Origin of the sequence: Streptomyces sp. NPDC006510 (assembly GCF_040611955.1) — a bacterium.
GTDB lineage: Bacteria > Actinomycetota > Actinomycetes > Streptomycetales > Streptomycetaceae > Streptomyces.
The window spans coordinates 1-17,299 of record NZ_JBEXPH010000169.1; the positions used below are offsets into that span (position 1 = coordinate 1).

15 protein-coding genes and 1 pseudogene are annotated in these 17,299 nt (G+C 70.0%); 7 read left to right on the plus strand and 9 right to left on the minus strand.

The features are described from left to right. Positions 1-1,037 (plus strand): nucleotidyl transferase AbiEii/AbiGii toxin family protein (locus ABZY11_RS34285; protein WP_356482908.1); only part of this gene is annotated, 1,037 nt, incomplete at its 5' end. Between the two features lie 43 nt (positions 1,038-1,080). On the opposite strand, the gene ABZY11_RS34290 is transcribed toward ABZY11_RS34285, so the two are convergent. Further along, a complete protein-coding gene (locus ABZY11_RS34290) occupies positions 1,081-1,434 on the minus strand; it encodes a hypothetical protein (protein WP_356482919.1) in 354 nt (117 codons plus the stop codon). Positions 1,435-1,635: 201 nt separating this feature from the next. Here ABZY11_RS34290 and ABZY11_RS34295 point away from each other — a divergent pair, with 201 nt between their 5' ends. Next, positions 1,636-2,412 carry a hypothetical protein gene (locus ABZY11_RS34295; RefSeq protein ID WP_356482909.1) on the plus strand — a complete coding sequence of 259 codons (777 nt, stop codon included), beginning with the start codon at positions 1,636-1,638 and terminating at the stop codon, positions 2,410-2,412. On the opposite strand, the gene ABZY11_RS34300 is transcribed toward ABZY11_RS34295, so the two are convergent. The 5 genes from ABZY11_RS34300 to ABZY11_RS34320 form a co-directional block, all read right to left on the minus strand. Continuing rightward, complete coding sequence (locus tag ABZY11_RS34300) at positions 2,375-3,925, minus strand: NCS1 family nucleobase:cation symporter-1 (RefSeq protein ID WP_356482910.1); 1,551 nt, start codon at positions 3,923-3,925, stop codon at positions 2,375-2,377. The two genes, ABZY11_RS34295 and ABZY11_RS34300, sit on opposite strands and share 38 nt — an antisense overlap. A gap of 143 nt (positions 3,926-4,068) precedes the next feature. Continuing rightward, on the minus strand, positions 4,069-5,070 hold the full coding sequence (locus ABZY11_RS34305; protein WP_356482911.1) for a TIGR03842 family LLM class F420-dependent oxidoreductase: 1,002 nt from the start codon (positions 5,068-5,070) through the stop codon (positions 4,069-4,071). Positions 5,071-5,081: 11 nt separating this feature from the next. Further along, a complete protein-coding gene (hydA, locus tag ABZY11_RS34310) occupies positions 5,082-6,482 on the minus strand; it encodes a dihydropyrimidinase (protein ID WP_356482912.1) in 1,401 nt (466 codons plus the stop codon). A gap of 495 nt (positions 6,483-6,977) precedes the next feature. Next, positions 6,978-8,261 carry an aspartate aminotransferase family protein gene (locus tag ABZY11_RS34315; RefSeq protein ID WP_356482913.1) on the minus strand — a complete coding sequence of 428 codons (1,284 nt, stop codon included), beginning with the start codon at positions 8,259-8,261 and terminating at the stop codon, positions 6,978-6,980. Then, positions 8,258-9,100 carry a nitrilase-related carbon-nitrogen hydrolase gene (locus ABZY11_RS34320; protein ID WP_356482914.1) on the minus strand — a complete coding sequence of 281 codons (843 nt, stop codon included), beginning with the start codon at positions 9,098-9,100 and terminating at the stop codon, positions 8,258-8,260. Before ABZY11_RS34320 ends, ABZY11_RS34315 begins: the two co-directional genes overlap by 4 nt. Positions 9,101-9,700: 600 nt before the next feature. On the opposite strand from ABZY11_RS34320, the gene ABZY11_RS34325 reads away from it, so the two are divergent. Both ABZY11_RS34325 and ABZY11_RS34330 read left to right on the plus strand, forming a co-directional pair. After that, the gene (locus tag ABZY11_RS34325; protein ID WP_356482915.1) at positions 9,701-10,969 is read left to right on the plus strand and encodes an aminotransferase class I/II-fold pyridoxal phosphate-dependent enzyme; all 1,269 of its coding nucleotides are present in this window, start codon (positions 9,701-9,703) and stop codon (positions 10,967-10,969) included. A 112-nt stretch (positions 10,970-11,081) separates the two neighbouring features. Continuing rightward, complete coding sequence (locus tag ABZY11_RS34330) at positions 11,082-12,191, plus strand: Rieske 2Fe-2S domain-containing protein (protein WP_356482916.1); 1,110 nt, start codon at positions 11,082-11,084, stop codon at positions 12,189-12,191. Between the two features lie 119 nt (positions 12,192-12,310). On the opposite strand, the gene ABZY11_RS34335 is transcribed toward ABZY11_RS34330, so the two are convergent. Beyond that, a complete protein-coding gene (locus ABZY11_RS34335) occupies positions 12,311-12,946 on the minus strand; it encodes a DUF1345 domain-containing protein (RefSeq protein WP_356482920.1) in 636 nt (211 codons plus the stop codon). A 255-nt stretch (positions 12,947-13,201) separates the two neighbouring features. Here ABZY11_RS34335 and ABZY11_RS34340 point away from each other — a divergent pair. After that, positions 13,202-13,725 (plus strand): annotated as a pseudogene (locus ABZY11_RS34340) (formate dehydrogenase); the annotation flags it as partial. A gap of 421 nt (positions 13,726-14,146) precedes the next feature. Here ABZY11_RS34340 and ABZY11_RS34345 read toward each other — a convergent pair. Continuing rightward, positions 14,147-14,416: a helix-turn-helix transcriptional regulator gene (locus ABZY11_RS34345; protein ID WP_356482917.1), complete on the minus strand. Its 270-nt coding sequence runs from the start codon at positions 14,414-14,416 to the stop codon at positions 14,147-14,149. Between the two features lie 41 nt (positions 14,417-14,457). Here ABZY11_RS34345 and ABZY11_RS34350 point away from each other — a divergent pair, with 41 nt between their 5' ends. Then, positions 14,458-14,631 carry a hypothetical protein gene (locus tag ABZY11_RS34350; protein WP_356482918.1) on the plus strand — a complete coding sequence of 58 codons (174 nt, stop codon included), beginning with the start codon at positions 14,458-14,460 and terminating at the stop codon, positions 14,629-14,631. 123 nt (positions 14,632-14,754) lie between these two features. Continuing rightward, positions 14,755-15,231: a M24 family metallopeptidase gene (locus tag ABZY11_RS34355; RefSeq protein ID WP_356482921.1), complete on the plus strand. Its 477-nt coding sequence runs from the start codon at positions 14,755-14,757 to the stop codon at positions 15,229-15,231. Positions 15,232-15,465: 234 nt separating this feature from the next. Here the strand turns inward: ABZY11_RS34355 and ggt are convergent, their stop codons facing one another. Further along, positions 15,466-17,274: a gamma-glutamyltransferase gene (gene ggt, locus ABZY11_RS34360; protein WP_356482922.1), complete on the minus strand. Its 1,809-nt coding sequence runs from the start codon at positions 17,272-17,274 to the stop codon at positions 15,466-15,468. Between the last annotated feature and the right edge of the window lie 25 nt (positions 17,275-17,299).

A 17,299-nucleotide genomic window follows, 5' to 3' on the forward strand; every position in this document is an offset into this window, starting at 1 on the left:
GGGGTCCCCCAGTGAGCGCGAGCGACCGGCCCGTCCCCGGGGAACCGGCGTACGACGACCCGTCGCTGGCTCCGCGCTGGCGGGCTGCCCGGCGCTGTGTCCAGGACCATCTGCTGCAAGTGATCGCCGGATCGCCCTGGGGCAGCGGTCTGGTCCTGCGCGGCAGCGTCCCGCTCCAGGCCTGGGTGGGCGCCGCCGCGCGGGAGCCGGGCGATCTGGACTGGATCGTGCCGGAGCCGTCGGCGGACAGCTTCGTCGACCGCCTCGATCCCTACCCGTACGTCGCCGGGGTCGAGGCCGTCCAGCAGTGGCCGGAAGCCGCGCACGGCGCGGCCGCCCCCGAGCTGTTGACGGACGGCGAGTGCCATGCCACCGGCGGCGCCCGGCCGCTGCTCCCGCCGGAGGGGCTGCACTGGATCGGGGCCGACGAAATGGATCCGCCGTCCTCCCCCGCCGAGGAGGTCGTCGACGCCCTGACGGCCGGTCCGCCGCCGCCCGAGGGGGTCCGCATCGATCCGCTCCGGGTGAAGTCGGACGGAGTGTGGATGTACCGGGAGTACGAGACGCCCGGCGTGCGCGTCGTCGTCCCCTGGCAGGCCGACGGGCTGCCGCCGGGCGAGCTGCGGATGGACTTCGCCCAGGACGAACGGCTGCCCGAGGCCCCGGTGTGGACAGCCTGTCCGCGCGGTGACGGCGGGCCCCCGACGCCGGTCCGCACCGCGGGTCCGGGACTCTCGCTCGCCTGGAAACTGCTGTGGCTCGCCGAGGACCAGGAGGCGGAGGGCCGGTCGGCGGCCAAGGACCTGTACGACGCGGTGCTGCTCGCGGAGCATCGCCGGACCCTGCTCTCGCCCCGCCTGCTGCGCACCGTACTGGGATCGCACGCCCAGGACTTCACGCCCGGGGCGGTCCTGGACTGGTTGGTGGACTGGTCCGCGTTCCACGCCGCGCACCCATGGGTGGACGACGGCCCGGACCGGCTGCGGGAGCGGCTGGCCACCGCACTGCCACGGCTGCTGGAGCGGAGCGTTCCGTAGCCATGACGGCCGGTCCGGACCGCCCGGACCGGCCGGACAGGCCCTACGGCTGGACGCTGATCTCGCCGATGCCGGTGCCGAGGCCGGCGCAGTGCGCGGTGGACTGACCGGACTGCCCGGGGGCGAGTGTGACGTGCTCGCCGTCCACGTCCGGGGACCAGCCGCAGACCAGGTGCACCCAGAACGTCTGCGTCGCGCTGCCGTCGTTGCGGCACAGCGCGTAGCCCGTGTAGTCGTCGATCTCGTGCTTGCCGGTGTCGCAGGACAGACCGGGCGGTGTCGCCACGGGTGCCGCGGCGGTGGCGACGGTCGCGGGAACCGCGAGCGCGGCGGCCGCCCCAGCCACGACGACGCCCCGGAGCACGGCCCTGGACACACTCCCCATCGACAGCTTCATGGCTTCCTGTTCCTCCTCGCTGGTGGTGAACTCGGTGCGCCGACAACCGTCCCCCACCGCCCGTAACCCAAAACGAGGCAAAACATCACACTGTGTATGCGCTGTGGTGGTGTGATCCGTCGCGCGACCGCACCGGCCCCGGCGTACGCTCGAATCGGATGGCACCTCAGCAGGCCCGACGGGTTCTACGAGGGAGGCGACGTGACCGGTCGACACAGGGGCACACGCGGGACCACCTGGGCGGCGGTCGTCGTGCTGGCACTCACCGGCGGCAGCGTCCTGGACGGCGGTGTGGCACGGGCGGACAACGGCATCGACAAGCTCTCCGCGCAGCAGATCGCGGACCGTTCCCGTGACGCCCTCCTCAGCGCCCATTCCCTGCACCTGAGCACTCGCGGCGACCTGGGCGACGACAGCCCGCCGATGACTCTGGAACTCACCCTGGACCGGGACGGGAACTGCAACGGATCGGTCGACCTCGGCCACAGCCAGGGGTCGGTCCGGATCGTGAAGCGCGGCGACGACGTCTGGGTCAAGCCGGACGCGAACTTCTGGAAGAACCAGGTTCCGGGCGGTGGTTCGGCCTTCGCCGCGATCCTCGCCGGGCGGTACATGAAGGGTTCGGCAACCGATCCGCGGCTGCGCGACCTGGCGAACGGCTGCGATCTGGACACGTTCCAGAAGCTGGTCAGCGACAACGCCAACAAGGACCGCGGGACACTGAACAAGGGCCGGAAGACCACGCTCCACGGGGCTCCGGTGGTGCCGCTCACCAGGATGCGGGACGGTCAGACGCTGACCATGTACGTCGCCGCCACGGGCAAGCCGTACCCCCTGCGGGTCACGGTTCAGGGCGCCGGGGCGGACGCGGTCGTGGGTTTCTCGGCCTTCGACAAGCCGGTGCCCACGACCACCCCGCCGCCGGACCAGACGTACGACATCAGTGCCCTGCTGAGCCGTTCGCCCGCGCCGGTGTGACGCCGGGCCGACCGCTGAGCACCACGTACAGCACCAGCGACGAGGCCAGCCCGACCGCCCAGCCGTAGTCCGCGAGCGGTTTGAGGAACGGGATCAGACCGCCGGCCGGGAACGGGCCCGCCCCGGGGGCGGAGTGGGAGCCCCCGATCGCGAGGATGCCGCCGACGGCGAACGCTACGACGGCCCGCCAGTTCCAGCCGTTCGTGTACCAGTAACGGCCGCCGGGGCGATAGAGGTCCGCGAGGTCGAGCACGGTGCGGCGGACGATCCAGTAGTCGGCGATCAGGATGCCCGCGACCGTTCCGAGCAGTCCGCCGACCAGCCCGAGCCAGGTGAAGATGTACAGCTCGGGGGTCTCGGTGAGCTTCCACGGCATGATGAGAACGCCGACGACGCCCGTGATCAGGGCGCCCGTACGGAAGTTGATGAATCTGGGGGCGAGGTTCGCCAGGTCGTACGCGGGCGACACGACGTTGGCCGCGATGTTCACGGAGACTGTCGCGACCAGCACCGTCACCAGGGCGTAGAGCAGCCCGAAGACGTTGTCGGTCCTCGCCACGAGCTGGACCGGGTCCCAGAGGGCTTCCCCGTACACGGCCTGCGATCCGGAGGTGACCAGGACCGAGAGCAGGGCGAAGAGCGTCATCGTGGTCGGCAGGCCGAGCGCCTGGCCCCGGATCTGGGCGCGTTGGCCGGCCCCGAAGCGGGTGAAGTCGGGGATGTTCAGCGAGAGCGTGGCCCAGAAGGCGATCATGCCCATCAGCGAGGGGAAGAAGACCGGCCAGAACTCCTTGCCCCAGCCGAGCTTCGAGGGCTGGTCGAGCAGCGGGCCGAAGCCGCCCGCCTTGACTGCGATCCACACCAGCAGCACGACGGCGCCGACAATGACGAACGGTGCCGCCCAGTTCTCGAACCGCCGCAGGGCGTCCATCCCCCGGTAGATGATGGCGAGTTCGAGCGCCCAGAAGAGAATGAAGCAGAGCCAGAGCGTCCACGGCTGGCCGCCGATCTCGGACGCCTTCGCCCAGCCGCCGAAGATCTTCCCCAGCAGGGTGAAGATGCCGACGCCGCCGATCCAGGTCTGGATGCCGAACCAGGCGCAGGCCACCGCGGCCCGGATCAGGGCGGGCAGGTTGGCGCCGCGCAGCCCGAAGGAGGCGCGGGCCAGCACCGGGAAGGGGATGCCGTACTTGGGTCCGGCGTGCCCGGTGAGCAGCATCGGTCCGAGCACGATCAGGTTGGCCAGCGCGATGGTGAAGACGGCCTGTTTCCAGTCCATGCCGAGGGCCACCAGGCCGGAGGCGAGCAGCCAGGACGGGATGTTGTGGGCCATGCCCACCCAGAGCGCGGCGAAGTTGTACGTCGTCCAGCGGCGCCGTTCCAGCGGAACGGGCAACAGGTCCTCATTGACGAACCGGTTGTCGGTGGGAACGGCACCGGGGGCGAGTTCGATACGGCCCGAGCGGTCGGGTATCGGGGGCTGCGGTGGGATCGGTGGGACGGTCGATGTCATGGCGGCTGGACCCTTCGCTCGGGAACGGTGCCGTGCGGGGCGGGGCGCGGGGGATGAGGTGCGGGGAGATGGGGTTCGGTGAGATGGCGTTCGGGGACGAGGGCGCGGACAACCGTGGGGGCGCGGGACGGGATCGGGGCGGGTCAGTCGGACAGGGCGGGGATGATCTGCGCGCCGTAGGCGTCGATCGTCGTCTCGCGCGCGTCGTGCATGTTGTATACGGCGAACTGGTCGACGCCCAGATCGCGCAGGGCACGCAGCTTCTCGATGTGCGCCTCGGCGGGGCCCAGCAGGCAGAACCGGTCGACGATCTCGTCCGGCACGAAGGTCGTGTCGGGGTTTCCGGTCCGGCCGTGGTGGCTGTAGTCGTAGCCGGACCGCCCGGCGATGTACTCGGTCAGGGCCTCGGGGACGAGCCCGGAGTGCGCACCGTACCGGGAGACGAGGTCCGCGACGTGGTTGCCGACCATGCCGCCGAACCAGCGGCACTGTTCGCGGGCGTGGTCGAGGTCGTCGCCCACATAGGCGGGGGCGGCGACGCAGATGGTCACGGAGTCCGGGTCACGGCCCGCCTCCGCCGCCGCGTCCCGTACCGCCTTGATCATCCACTCGGTGAGGAACGGGTCGGCGAGCTGGAGGATGAAGCCGTCGGCCTTCTGCCCGGCGAGGGCGAGCGCCTTCGGCCCGTACGCGGCCATCCAGACCGGCAGTCTGCCGTCCTTCACCCAGGGGATCTGGACCGGCTGCCCGTCCACGGTCGCCTCCCGTCCCTCGGCGAGGTCGCGGATGACGTCGATGGCCTCGCCGAGGCGGGCCAGGGTGTTGGGCTTGCGTCCGGCGACACGCATCGCCGAGTCGCCCCGTCCGATGCCGCAGACGGTGCGGTTGCCGAACATGTCGTTGAGGGTGGCGAAGGTGGAGGCGGTCACCTCCCAGGTGCGGGTGCCCGGGTTGGTGACCATGGGACCGACGACGAGGTGTTCGGTGTGTTCGAGGATCTGGCTGTAGATGACGAACGGTTCCTGCCAGAGCACCGCCGAGTCGAAGGTCCAGCCGTAGCGGAAGCCGTTGCGTTCGGCGCGGCGCATCAGGCCGACGACGGCCGAGGCGGGCGGATCGGTCTGGAGGACGAGTCCGAAGTCCATGACGGGTGCTCCTAGTCCAGGTACTGACAGGTGGCGCGCGGGGTGTAACTGCCGTGTCCGGCCCGGCCGGTGAACTTCCTTGCGTCGATGACGACTTCGCCGCGCGAGAGAACCGTTTCGACCTGGCCGGTGATCCGCTTCCCCTCGTACGCCGAGTAGTCGACGTTCATGTGATGGGTTTCGGCGGAGATGGTCTGTTCGGCCGCCGGGTCGTAGATGACGATGTCGGCGTCCGCGCCCGGGGCGATGGTGCCTTTCTTCGGGTAGAGGCCGAACATCCGGGCCGGGGAGGCGCAGGCGATCTCGATCCAGCGGCGGCGCGAGATGTGACCGTCCACGACCGCCTGATGGAGGAGGTCCATCCGGTTCTCCACGCCGGGCATGCCATTGGGGATCTTGGAGAAGTCGCCGCGGCCCATCTCCTTCTGGCCCGAGAAGCAGAAGGGGCAGTGGTCGGTGGAGACGACCTGGAGTTCGTTGTTCCTGAGCCCCCGCCAGAGCGCTTCCTGGTGTTCCTTGGGCCGCAGCGGGGTGGAGCAGACGTACTTCGCGCCCTCGAAGTCCGGCTCGGCGAGATTGTCGGTGGAGAGGAAGAGGTACTGCGGGCAGGTCTCGCCGAAGACCGGAAGTCCCTTGTGGCGGGCGGCGGCGACCTCGGCGACGGCCTCGTCCGCGGAGACATGCACGACGTAGAGCGGGGATCCGGCGACGCGGGCGAGCTGGACGGCCCGATGGGTGGCCTCGGCCTCCAGTGCCACCTTGCGCACGTCGCCGTGGTAGCGCGGGTCGGTGCGGCCCTCGGCGAGGGCCTGTTCGACGAGTACGTCGATGGCGATGCCGTTCTCCGCGTGCATCATGATCAGGCCGCCGTTGTGGGAGGCCCGTTGCATGGCGCGCAGGATCTGTCCGTCGTCGCTGTAGAAGACGCCGGGATAGGCCATGAACAACTTGAAGGAGGTGACACCCTCCGACACCAGCAGGTCCATCTCCTTGAGCGAGGACTCGTTCACATCGGAGAGAATCATGTGGAAGGCGTAGTCGACGGCGCATTTACCGTCGGCCTTCGCGTACCAGGCGTCGAGACCTTCGCGGACCGCATGGCCCACGGACTGGATGGCGAAGTCGACGATGGTGGTGGTACCGCCCCAGGCGGCCGCCCGGGTGCCGGTCTCGAAGGTGTCGGCGGCATAGGTGCCGCCGAACGGCATCTCCATGTGCGTGTGCGCGTCCACACCACCCGGGATGACGTATTTGCCGGTGGCGTCGATCCTCCGGTCGGCGCTCCAGCTCTCGGCCGCGTCGCTGTCGTGTGCCGCGAGGGCCACGATGCGGCCGCCCTCGATGAGTACGTCGGCATGGATTTCGTCGGACGCGGTGATGACGAGACCACCGTGGATGACGGTGCGGCTCATGTACCCCTCCTCACTGTGGCGGAATGGGTCTACGCACGTAGACAAGGTGCGTGGTGAAGAACGTAGAAGTGGGTTACCCACTGTGGCAATACCGCTGCCGCTAACCGCTGAAGACGTTTCTGTTTCCCCCGCCCGGCACTCCACCGGCCCACAGCGCACGTTCCACGGGCATCTGCCCGCGCGGGTCGTCCCCGACCGATCCCGGAGGATCACGGGTCCCCGTCGCGGTCCGCGCGTACGGTGCCGGCCGCCGCCACCGTCGCCGCCGCCGCACTGCCGCTCGCCACCACCGCCGCCCACGCCCAGGGTCCGAGGCTCCGGCCGCCGCCCCGCACGTCGGCCTGCCGTCCGGTACCAAGCAGGCGAAGACGCTGGTCATCGGCATCGACGACGCCACCTTCTCGCGCGCCGACGTACCGCACCTCAAGCAGCTGATGGCCAAGGGCCTGGCCGAGCGGACGGACCCCGGAGCCACCTCCGGGGCCCGTCCGCCGCTCAGTCCACCGACCGCAGAGCCGCGGCCAGGATCTCCGCCCCCTCCTCCGCCTCCGGGATGGTCAGCGAGAGCGGTGGCGCGATCCGCAGCACGCTGGTGTTGTGGCCGCCGCCCTTGCCGATGAGCAGACCGCCCTCGCGGGCCGCTTCGAGTACGGCCGCGGCCGCCTCCGGGTTCGCCTCGTCGGTGCCCGGCTTCACCAGCTCGATGCCGATCATCAGACCCCGGCCGCGCACCTCCCGTACGCACTCCGAACCCGCGCCGATCGCACGCAGCCGCTCGATCAGCAGACCACCGACGCGCCGGGCGTTGCCCTGCAGGTCGTGTTCGAGGAGGTAGGAGAGGTTGGCCAGACCGGCCGCCATCGTGACCGGGGAACCGCCGAACGTCGAAATGGAGTTGGCGTCCAGGCAGTTCATGACGTCGGCGCGGGCCACGACACCGCCGATCGACATGCCGTTGCCGATGCCCTTGGCGAAGGTCAGAATGTCCGGCGGACCGTTCTCGTCGTGCGCCTGCCAGCCCCAGAAGTGTTCGCCGGACCGGCCCCAGCCGGTCTGCACCTCGTCGGAGATCCACAGCACGCCGTGCCGGTCCAGGACCCGGCGGAACGCCGCGTAGAGACCGTCGGGCGGTGAGGTGAATCCCCCGACGCCCTGGATGGGTTCGGCGATCAGGGCGGCCGGTGCCCGGGTGTGCCCGAGCAGGTCCTCCAGGTCCGCGACGCACGCCTCGATGAACTCCGCGTCGCCGAGATGCGCGTACGGCCCCCGGGTACGGACGCCGCCGTGCACGTACAGCGTCTGCAGGGGCGACAGGTTGGTCGGCGACCAGGCGTTGTTGCCGGTGATGGCGACAGCGGAGAACGACCTGCCGTGGTAGCTGTTGCGCATCGCGAGGATCTGGTTCGACCTGCGGTACGTGGTGGCGAGCAGCAGCGCCGTGTCGTTGGCCTCGGTACCGGAGGTGGTGAAGAAGACCCTGGCGTCCGGGATGCCGGAGAGCGTGGCGATGCGTTCGGCCAGCTCGACCATCGGGCGGTTGAGGTAGAGCGTGGACGAGTGGATGATCCGGCCGGCCTGCTCGCTGACCGCCTTGGTCACCTCGGGCAGGGCGTGGGCGGTCATGGTGGTGAGGATGCCGCCGAAGAAGTCGAGATAGCGCCTGCCGTCGGCGTCCCAGACGTGGCGGCCCTCGCCGTGGGTGATCTCCAGGGGACGCTTGTAATAGAGCGCCAGCCAGTCGGGGCTGACGGCGAGATGGCGATGGTGCAGGCTGCTCACGGCTCCACCAGTCCTTCGTACGCGTCGGGGCGGCGGTCCCGGTAGAACGCCCACTGCTGACGGACCTCGTCGATGAGACCGAAGTCGAGGTCGCGCACGACGAGTTCCTCCTCCTTGTCGCTGGCGACCTCACCGACGAACTGGCCACGCGGGTCGACGAAGTAGCTGGTTCCGTAGAAGTCGTTGTCGCCGTACTCCTCCTGGCCGACGCGGTTGATCGCGGCGACGAAGTACTCGTTGGCGACGGCGGACGCGGGCTGTTCCAGCTGCCAGAGATAGCTGGAGAGACCGCGCGAAGTGGCGGATGGGTTGTAGACCAACTGAGCCCCGTTGAGGCCGAGTTGACGCCACCCTTCGGGGAAGTGCCGGTCGTAGCAGATGTAGACGCCGACCTTGCCGACGGCGGTGTCGAAGACGGGCCAGCCGACGTTTCCCGGCTTGAAGTAGTACTTCTCCCAGAACCCCTTGACCTGCGGGATGTGATGCTTGCGGTACTTGCCGAGATAGGAGCCGTCGGCATCGATCACGGCGGCGGTGTTGTAGTAGAAGCCGGACTGCTCGACCTCGAAGACCGGCACGACGATCACCATGCCGGTCTCGCGGGCGAGTTCCTGCATCCGGCGGACGGTCGGCCCGTCCGGGACGGCCTCGGCCCAGCGGTAGTGCTCGGGTTCCTGCACCTGGCAGAAGTAGGGGGCGTTGAACACCTCCTGGAAGCCGATGATCTTCGCGCCCAGGCGGGCGGCCTCGCGCGCATGCTCCTCATGCTTGGCGATCATGGATTCGGTGTCGCCGGTCCAGGTCGCCTGGACGAGTGCGGCGCGTACGACTTGGGACATGAGCTGCTCCTTCGACGCGGCGTCAGAGAGCCTCTACGCGTTTCTACGCCCGTAGACACGTGCGTAGAGGAGAACGTAAGCCCCGTCACACAGCGGGGCAAGACCATCGCCGTGAACCGGCGGAGTCGATCATGTTTCACACCCGTGCGGTCGACACGTTCGACCGCCCGCTCGGTCGGGCAGTCAGGCGGTGGGCATGGTGGGGGCGGGATCAGCGGTTCGCCGTTCAGTTCGCGGCTGCCCTCGGACTCCCACCACAGCTCGCCGTCGGCCGTCAGGAAGGACGCCCAGTACCCGCCGACCACGCCGCCGCCCTCCAGCACGTCCGCGATCTCTTCGAGGTAGGCGGCCAGGGAGCATCCATCCGGGCCCGGGCGGCCGGTACCGGGGAATCGGGGACGGGCGCGCGATCTGTCATGCCGGGGGTCAAAGCACGCGGCACCGGCAACGGGGCGCCCGCACGGCCCCGACCCCCCGGGCCACGACCCCCGGCCCCGGCTCCCGGTCCGCACTCCTGGCTCCCGGGCCATCGCTCGTCCGCGCCGGTTTGTATTCTCGGCAGGCGCCCCCGTCCGTGCGGCACCTGCGAGAGGAAACACCATGACCACCGAGCTGAGCCCCGACGCCCTGTCCGGGCTCCTCGACCGGGCTCGTCAGGACTACCAGGACCTGGCGGGACTCGGGCTCTCGCTCGACCTCACCCGGGGCAAGCCCGCCCCGGAGCAGCTCGACCTCTCCGAGGACCTGCTGAGCCTGCCCGGCGGGCGGCACACCTCCGCCGACGGCACGGACGTACGCAACTACGGCGGGCTGCAGGGGCTGCCCGAGCTCCGGGAGATCTTCGCCGGTGTGCTCCAGGTGCCGGCCGGTCAGCTGCTCGCGGCCGGGAACTCCAGCCTTGAGCTGATGCACGACAGCCTGGTGCACGCCCTGCTGAGCGTGCTGCCGGGTGCCGAGTCGCGCTGGGTGGACCAGGGACGGATCGCGTTCCTGTGCCCGGTGCCCGGCTACGACCGGCACTTCGCGCTCTGCGAGCGGTTCGGGATCGACATGATCCCGGTGCCGATGACCGCCAAGGGTCCGGACATGGACACCGTGGAACGGCTCGTCGCCGAGGACCCGGCGGTCAAGGGCATCTGGTGCGTGCCGAAGTACAGCAACCCGGACGGTGTCTGCTACAGCGACGCGACCGTGTCCCGGCTCGCCTCCATGAGCACCGCCGCTCCCGACTTCCGGATCTTCTGGGACAACGCCTACGCCGCCCATCACCTCACCGACGAGCCGGTCGAGATCGCCGATCTGCTCGGCGCCTGTGCCGAGGCCGGGAACCCGGACCGGGCGTTCGTGTTCGGCTCCACCTCGAAGATCACCGCGGCGGGCGCGGGCGTCGCGTTCTTCGGTTCGTCACCCGCGAACCTCACGTGGCTGCTCGGCAACAACGCCAAGCGCTCGATCGGCCCGGACAAGGTGAACCAGCTGCGGCACGTCCTGTTCCTGCGGGACGCCGACGGGGTGCGGGGTCACATGGAGCGCCAGCGTGCCCTGCTGCAGCCCAAGTTCGAGGTGGTGGCCCGGATCCTGGACGCCGAGCTGGGCGGCACCGGGCTCGCGGCCTGGACCTCGCCCAAGGGCGGGTACTTCGTCACCCTGGAGGTGCCGGACGGCTGTGCCAAGGAGATCGTACGCCGGGCCGCCGAGGCGGGCATCGTGCTGACCCCGGCCGGCGCCACGCACCCGTACGGCGACGACCCGCGCGACGCGGTCATCCGGATCGCGCCCAGCTACCCGGGGCTCGCGGAGCTGGAGCAGGCGATCGCGGGGCTCGCCGTCTGCGTCAGGCTCGTGGGGTACGAGAAGCAGGCGCGGTAACCCCCGTCAACTCCCGTCACGCTTCCTCCCGTTCGGGTGGTGTGCGGCATGCGGGGAGGATCCCGGAACGGTCTGGGCAGTCTCCAGGTGACCGATTCCGGAAGGGGACGTGGTGGGACTGTCACGCGAGTACGGGCGCGCCATCAGCGAGGGACCGACACCGGCCGACGCTGCGGGCGCGCCCGCCCTGCCCTGTCCGAGCGGCTGGTCCGCGCTGGCGTTCTCCGAGGAGCTGCGGCCGGGCACCGTGCTCACCCGCCCGCTGGCGGGCGAGGACGTGGTGCTGTACCGGCTCGGCACGGGGGCGGTCCGCGCCATCCGTCCGTACTGCCCGCACCTGGGCGCCCATCTCGGCCTGGCGAGGGTCGACGGGGACGATCTCGTATGCCCGTTCCACTTCTTCGCGTTCGGCCCGGACGGCACGTGTGTGCGTACCGGATACGACACGACGCCGCCGAGGTCGCCGTTGTCACAGCTTCCGGTGCACGAGGTCAACGGCGCCGTGTTCGTCTGGCGGCACCACGACGGCCGGGCTCCCGACTGGCACATCCCCGCCTGGCACGAGATCGGTCACCGGCCCGCCCGCAGCGCCGCCTGGGAGTTGGCCGGCAACGTCCAGGAAGTCATCGAGAACTCGGTGGACCTCGGGCATTTCGCCACCCTGCACGGCTGGTCCAGGGCCGAGATCGGCGGGCCGGTGGTCTACGACGACGCCTCGTTCCACGTCTCCATGCGGGCCCACGAGTCGGCGCCGCTCCTGGGCAGCTTCGTCGTCGACGTGGAGGTGGACGGTTACGGACTCGGCTGTCTGCACGCCGACGTGCACACACCCCGGCTGGGGCTGCGGATGTGCACGATGGTGATGCCGACGGCGATCGCGCCCAACCGGATGCAGTTCCGGCAGCGCAATCGCATCGCCTTCACCGAGCCGGCCCGGCTGCCCGCCCCGCTCGCACGCGCGGTGAGCCGGACCGCGGCCAGACTGCTGGACCGCGCCGTATTCCGGTCCAGTTGCGAGTTCACCGCCGCGGACTTCCCGATCTGGCATCACAAGCAGTACCAGCAACCACCTCGGCTCGCTCCCGGCGACGGCCCGATCGGCCCGTTCCGGCGCTGGGCCCGGCGGTTCTATCCGCCACCACCGGAGAAGGACCCGGTGAGGCGACTCAATCATGTCGAGCGCGTCGAGCGCACACTCCCTGATCCGCCGGACGGTCCCTGACAGGGCTCTGTCACGTCTTCGCCGATATCGCACGGATGCCCGTATCATCCCGCGAGACCCACCGTGCCGCCCGCACGACGGGGATCGACGGGCGGCTTACAAATGCCGCCTGCTCCGCGTCAGCCCGTGACGATTCCGGCGACGAGGTTGATGGTGGTGGCCAGGATGCCGGCGCCGAAGACGTACGCAAGCAGGCAGTGTCTCAGGACGACCGCGCGGAACGTGGAGCTCGAAACGCCGGTGTCGGAGACCTGATAGGTCATGCCGAGGTTGTAACTGAAGTAGAGGAAGTCGCTGTAGCGCGGCGGGGCGTCGGTGTTGAAGTCGATCCCGCCCCTCGGCGCCTGGTAGTAGAGGTACGCGTAGTGGGTGGCGTACATCAGATGGAGTGCCGCCCAGGACATGAACACGCCGCAGAGCGCCGTCGCGGCCGCGACGTGACTCAGGTCCGACCGGCCGACCAGGAGCAGCAGCACGACGCCGACCAGCCCGCACAGGGCGGAGGCGACGACGACGAGTTCCTCGACGGCGGGGCGGAACTGCTCGCGCCGTGCGTTGCGATGGGTGGCGGCGGCGTCCATGGGCCACAGGACGAGCCAGCCCGCCACGACGAACACCGTCTCCACCGCGGCGATACCGGTGAGCAGGCCCAGGGGGATGTTGGTCAGCACGCCGGCGACCACACCGATCACCGCCCCGACGACCGCCGAACCGGCGAGCCGGGGAACGGCGGACAGCGGCAGCCGGTGACGCATGGGCCTCAAGAGCGACCGCCTCGATTGCTCGGTGGATGAGATGAAAGGTCCCGGGTGCCCGGTGGGTGAAAGTCCCGGGTGCCCGGTGGACGGCAGGTCCCGGGCTTCCCTCGCGGTCACGACCCGTCCGCTGCCGGTTGCGTCGCCGTCCCGTGGAAGTACAACGCGAGTCCGGGGCCCGCGGGAGCCAAGTGGCATGCCCGGAGCACCGGACATAGCATGCCCGAAAAGTAACGTTTCGTAACCTGTGCCCAGATGATTGAAGGGTTGAGGAACTTGAGCGCCGACGGTGACGGCCAGGAACGCCGGGAGCCCGAAGTAGGGCCCGCCCCGGAGGGGAATCCCGAGTTTCACCCCTACCACCACCCGGCGGCGGGCTGGGGCGCGGCGAAGAGCGTGAGCCGCCTCCTGGTGCGCGAGGGCGCGCTGGTGGACGGCCGCGGGCGATCATGCGGATGAACCATGAGAACACCGGCTTCGACTGCCCGGGATGTGCCTGGCCCGACGACACCAAGGGGCTGCATCTGGACATCTGCGAGAACGGCATCAAGCACGTCACCTGGGAGATGACCCGCAAGCGGGTCGGACGCGAGTTCTTCGCCGCCCACCCGGTGTCCGAGCTGGCCGGGTGGAGCGACCACGAGCTGGAGAACCAGGGCCGGCTGACCGAACCGATGGTGTACGACCCCGAGTCGGACCACTACGTCCCGATCGACTGGAAGGACGCGTTCGAGCTGGTCGGTCGTGCTCTGCGGGAACTGGACGACCCGCGGCGTTCGCGGCCACCGAGGTGGCGTACAGCTCGGCGGCCCGTACCGACTCCCGCTGCGCGAACGCCGTGCCGCGCATGGCCGCCAGATTGTGGAAGAGCGACTCCATCACGTCCCAGGGCGGAATCTCGGCGCCGTCGGGACAGGCACGCATCCCGGCAGGATCACGTCGGCAGAAGAGTCCGTATCAGCCGCTCCCGGGTCCAGCAGCGCCACGACACCCCGCAAGCACTGCGTGAACTCCCGTACTTCCCAAGCATCTTGACGCCCTGTCATCTTTGCCCTCGCCGACATCGACCGGAGCCTTCCAGTCCGCAGGCATTTGGCATCAGCCGTACTACGACACGGCTGCGCACGCTTTTCGACCACGATGCGGTTGAAGCACTGCACGCGGTACGCGCCCGCCGATCGTCGGAAACGCCGTCGGGGCCTACCCCGCCAGCGGCACCGCGTCCGGCTCCGGGGCGCAGCGGGCGAGGATCTCGTCCATCGAGAGTCCGAGCGCCCCGGCCAGCGCCGCGACCGTGAAGAAGGCAGGCGTGGGTGCGCGGCCCGTCTCGATCTTGCGCAGCGTCTCGGCGGAGATTCCGGCGCTTGCCGCGATCTCGACCATGCTGCGCCTGCCGCGCGCCTCACGCAGCAGCACTCCGAGGCGTTCGCCGCGACGGCGCTCTTCCGGGGTCAGGGGCGTTCGTACCATGCCGTCATTCTAATACCACTGAGACCGGTATAGTAATTGACATGGTGCAGCTCAGGACAGACGCATCCATCGAAGCCATGCGCGAGACCGGCCGGGTCGTGGCACAACCCCTGACCGTCGTTCGGGAAGCCGCGGCGGTCGGCATCTCCCTGCGCGACCGGACGGGGCGTCCCGCGGGGTCCTGCGTGACGCAGGCGCCGGATCGCCGTTCCTGAACTACCGGCCGCGTTTCGCCCCCGCCCCTTCCCCGCCGCGATCTGCGCGTCGGCCAACGACGCGATCGTGCACGGCATCCCGACCGACCAGCGACTGCGACGGCGATCCGGTGAGCGTCGACGCTGGAAGCGACGCCGGGCGGCTGGGCCGGCGACTCGACGATCAGCTTCATTGCCGGGCACGCCCGGCCCGCCGACACCCGGCTCATCGGGACGGCCTTCGAGGCACTGGAGGCAGGCATCGCGGCGGCGGTCGTCGGCAATCGGATCGGTCCATCGCGCATGCGATCGGCACGGTCTGCCGCAACACGGGATTCGGCATCCCGGAGATGTTCGGGGCCAAGCCGTGGGCCGGTCGATGTACGAGGACCCGGCGTCCCCGACGAGGGACGACCGGGCCGCGGCATACCGTTGCGGCACGGGATGGCACTGGCGATCGAGCCGCTGCTGATCGGCGGCGGCACGGACGCCTTCCATCCGGAGCCACAGCGCCGCCGTCACCGCCGGCGACGCCGATCTCCGGTCCGGTCAGCGGCGGCGGCGGCAGGGTTGGGGTCCGCACCCCCACCGGACCGGCATGGACAGCCGGGGTCAGGGTGACGGCCGCGAGCAGGGCCGCGCCGGAGGCGGCAGCGAGGGCGAGCGTTCGAGTACGCACAGTGGGGGTGCCCTTCCGATAGGAAACTTTCCTTACCGACGCGCACAACATGGCCCCGGGCGGATGCCTCCGCCAAGACCACGGGGCTGGTTCCTCGCGAATGATCACGAGCAACCAGCCTCGTAGGGAATGTTATTGACGTTCCGTCATTTATGGCAGCCGTCGGCTGTCCGTCATCACGGGCGTCCGCTCGGCTTCACGACCATCGCCGAGCCCCCGCCCCGGCGCACCTTCTCCGCGGCCGCCAGCCACCGCCCGTCCGGCAGTCGCTGCACACCGGTCGCCGCCCCGATCTCCGGGTTGAGCTTGAAGACATGCCCCAGCGACTCCAGGTCAGCCCGGACCGAACTGTTCCACAGCCCCGGTTCGAGCTCCGTCGTCGCCGAGTTGCGCTGGCTGGCGCGCGGTGCCGCGATGGCGTCGACCAGCGGCAGCCCCCGGTCGACCGTGCCGATGAGCGACTGGAGCACGGTCGTGATGATCGTGGCACCACCGGGCGAGCCCAGGGCCAGCACCGGCTCGCCGTGCTTCAGCACGATCGTCGGCGAGATGGACGAGCGCGGACGCTTGCCCGGACCGGGCAGATTCGGGTCATGGACCGCGGGGTTGGCGGGCGCGAACGAGAAGTCCGTCAGCTCGTTGTTGAGCAGGAAGCCACGCCCCGGCACGGTGATGCCGCTGCCGCCGGTCTGCTCGATCGTCAGGGTGTACGCGACGACGTTGCCCCACTTGTCGGCCGCGGTCAGATGGGTGGTGTTCTCCCCCTCGTACGTCGTCGAGGCGGCCGTTCCACCGGCCTCGCAGTCGGCCGGGTGCCTCGGGTCGCCCGGTGCGAGCGGGCTGGTCAGCACCGCGTCGTCCTTGATCAGGCATTCCCGCGTATCGGCGAACCGCTGGCTGAGCAGCTCCCGCGTCGGCACGTCCTCGAACGCCGGGTCGCCCACCCATCGCCCGCGGTCCGCGAAGGCGATCCGGCTCGCCTCGATGTAGCGGTGCAGATACCGCGCCTCGCTCGCCTTCGAAAGGTCCGTGGCCTCAAGGATGTTGAGCGCCTCGCCGACGCTCGTGCCGCCGGACGAGGAAGGTGCCATGCCGTACACGTCGAGGCCGCGGTAGCCGGTCTTCGTCGGGGCCTGCCGCAACGCCCGGTAGGAGCGCAGGTCCTTCGCGGTGAGGTCGCCGGGCCGCACCACCCGGGTGGACTTCGGGTCGACAGGCGGGTTGCGGACGGTCCGTACGACGTCGTCGGCCAGCTCGCCCCGGTACAGCTCGTCGACGCCCTTGCGACCCACCTGTTCGTAGGTGCGCGCCAGATCGGGGTTCTTGAAGACGGAGCCGACCACCGGCAGTTGGCCGCCGGGCAGGAAGAGCTTCCTGGTCGCCGGGAAGTCGGCGAACCTGGCCTGGTTGCCCTCGGTCTGCGAGCGGAACGTGCTGTCGACGACGAAGCCGTCCCTGGCGAGCCGCTCGGCGGGTTTCAGCACCTGCCGCAGCGACTTGCTGCCCCAGGTGTCGAGCGCGGTGTCCCAGGTGGCCGGGGTGCCCGGGGTGCCGACGGCCAGTCCGCTGGTGACGGCCTGGTCGAAGGCGAGCGGTTTGCCGTTCTCCAGGAACAGCGAGGAGTCCGCGCTGCGCGGCGCGGTCTCCCGGCCGTCGATCGTCTCCACGGTGTGTCTCTTGGCGTCGTAGTAGACGAAGTAGCCGCCTCCGCCGAGACCTGCCGAGTAGGGCTCGGTCACACCGAGCGCGGCCGCGGTCGCCACCGCGGCGTCCACCGCGTTGCCGCCGTTGCGTAGCACCTCGATACCGGCGGCCGACGCGTCCGCGTCGACACTGGCGACCGCCCCTCCGTAGCCCACCGCGACGGGGTACTTGGGCGGTGCTGCCGATGGTGGTGCGGACGAGGACGGGGCGGCCGCCCCCACCGTCACGACAGCGGCGAGAACAGCCGACAACGACACATTCCGCGCAACGGAACGTCGCATGCGCACCTCCAGTGCTGGATCGTCC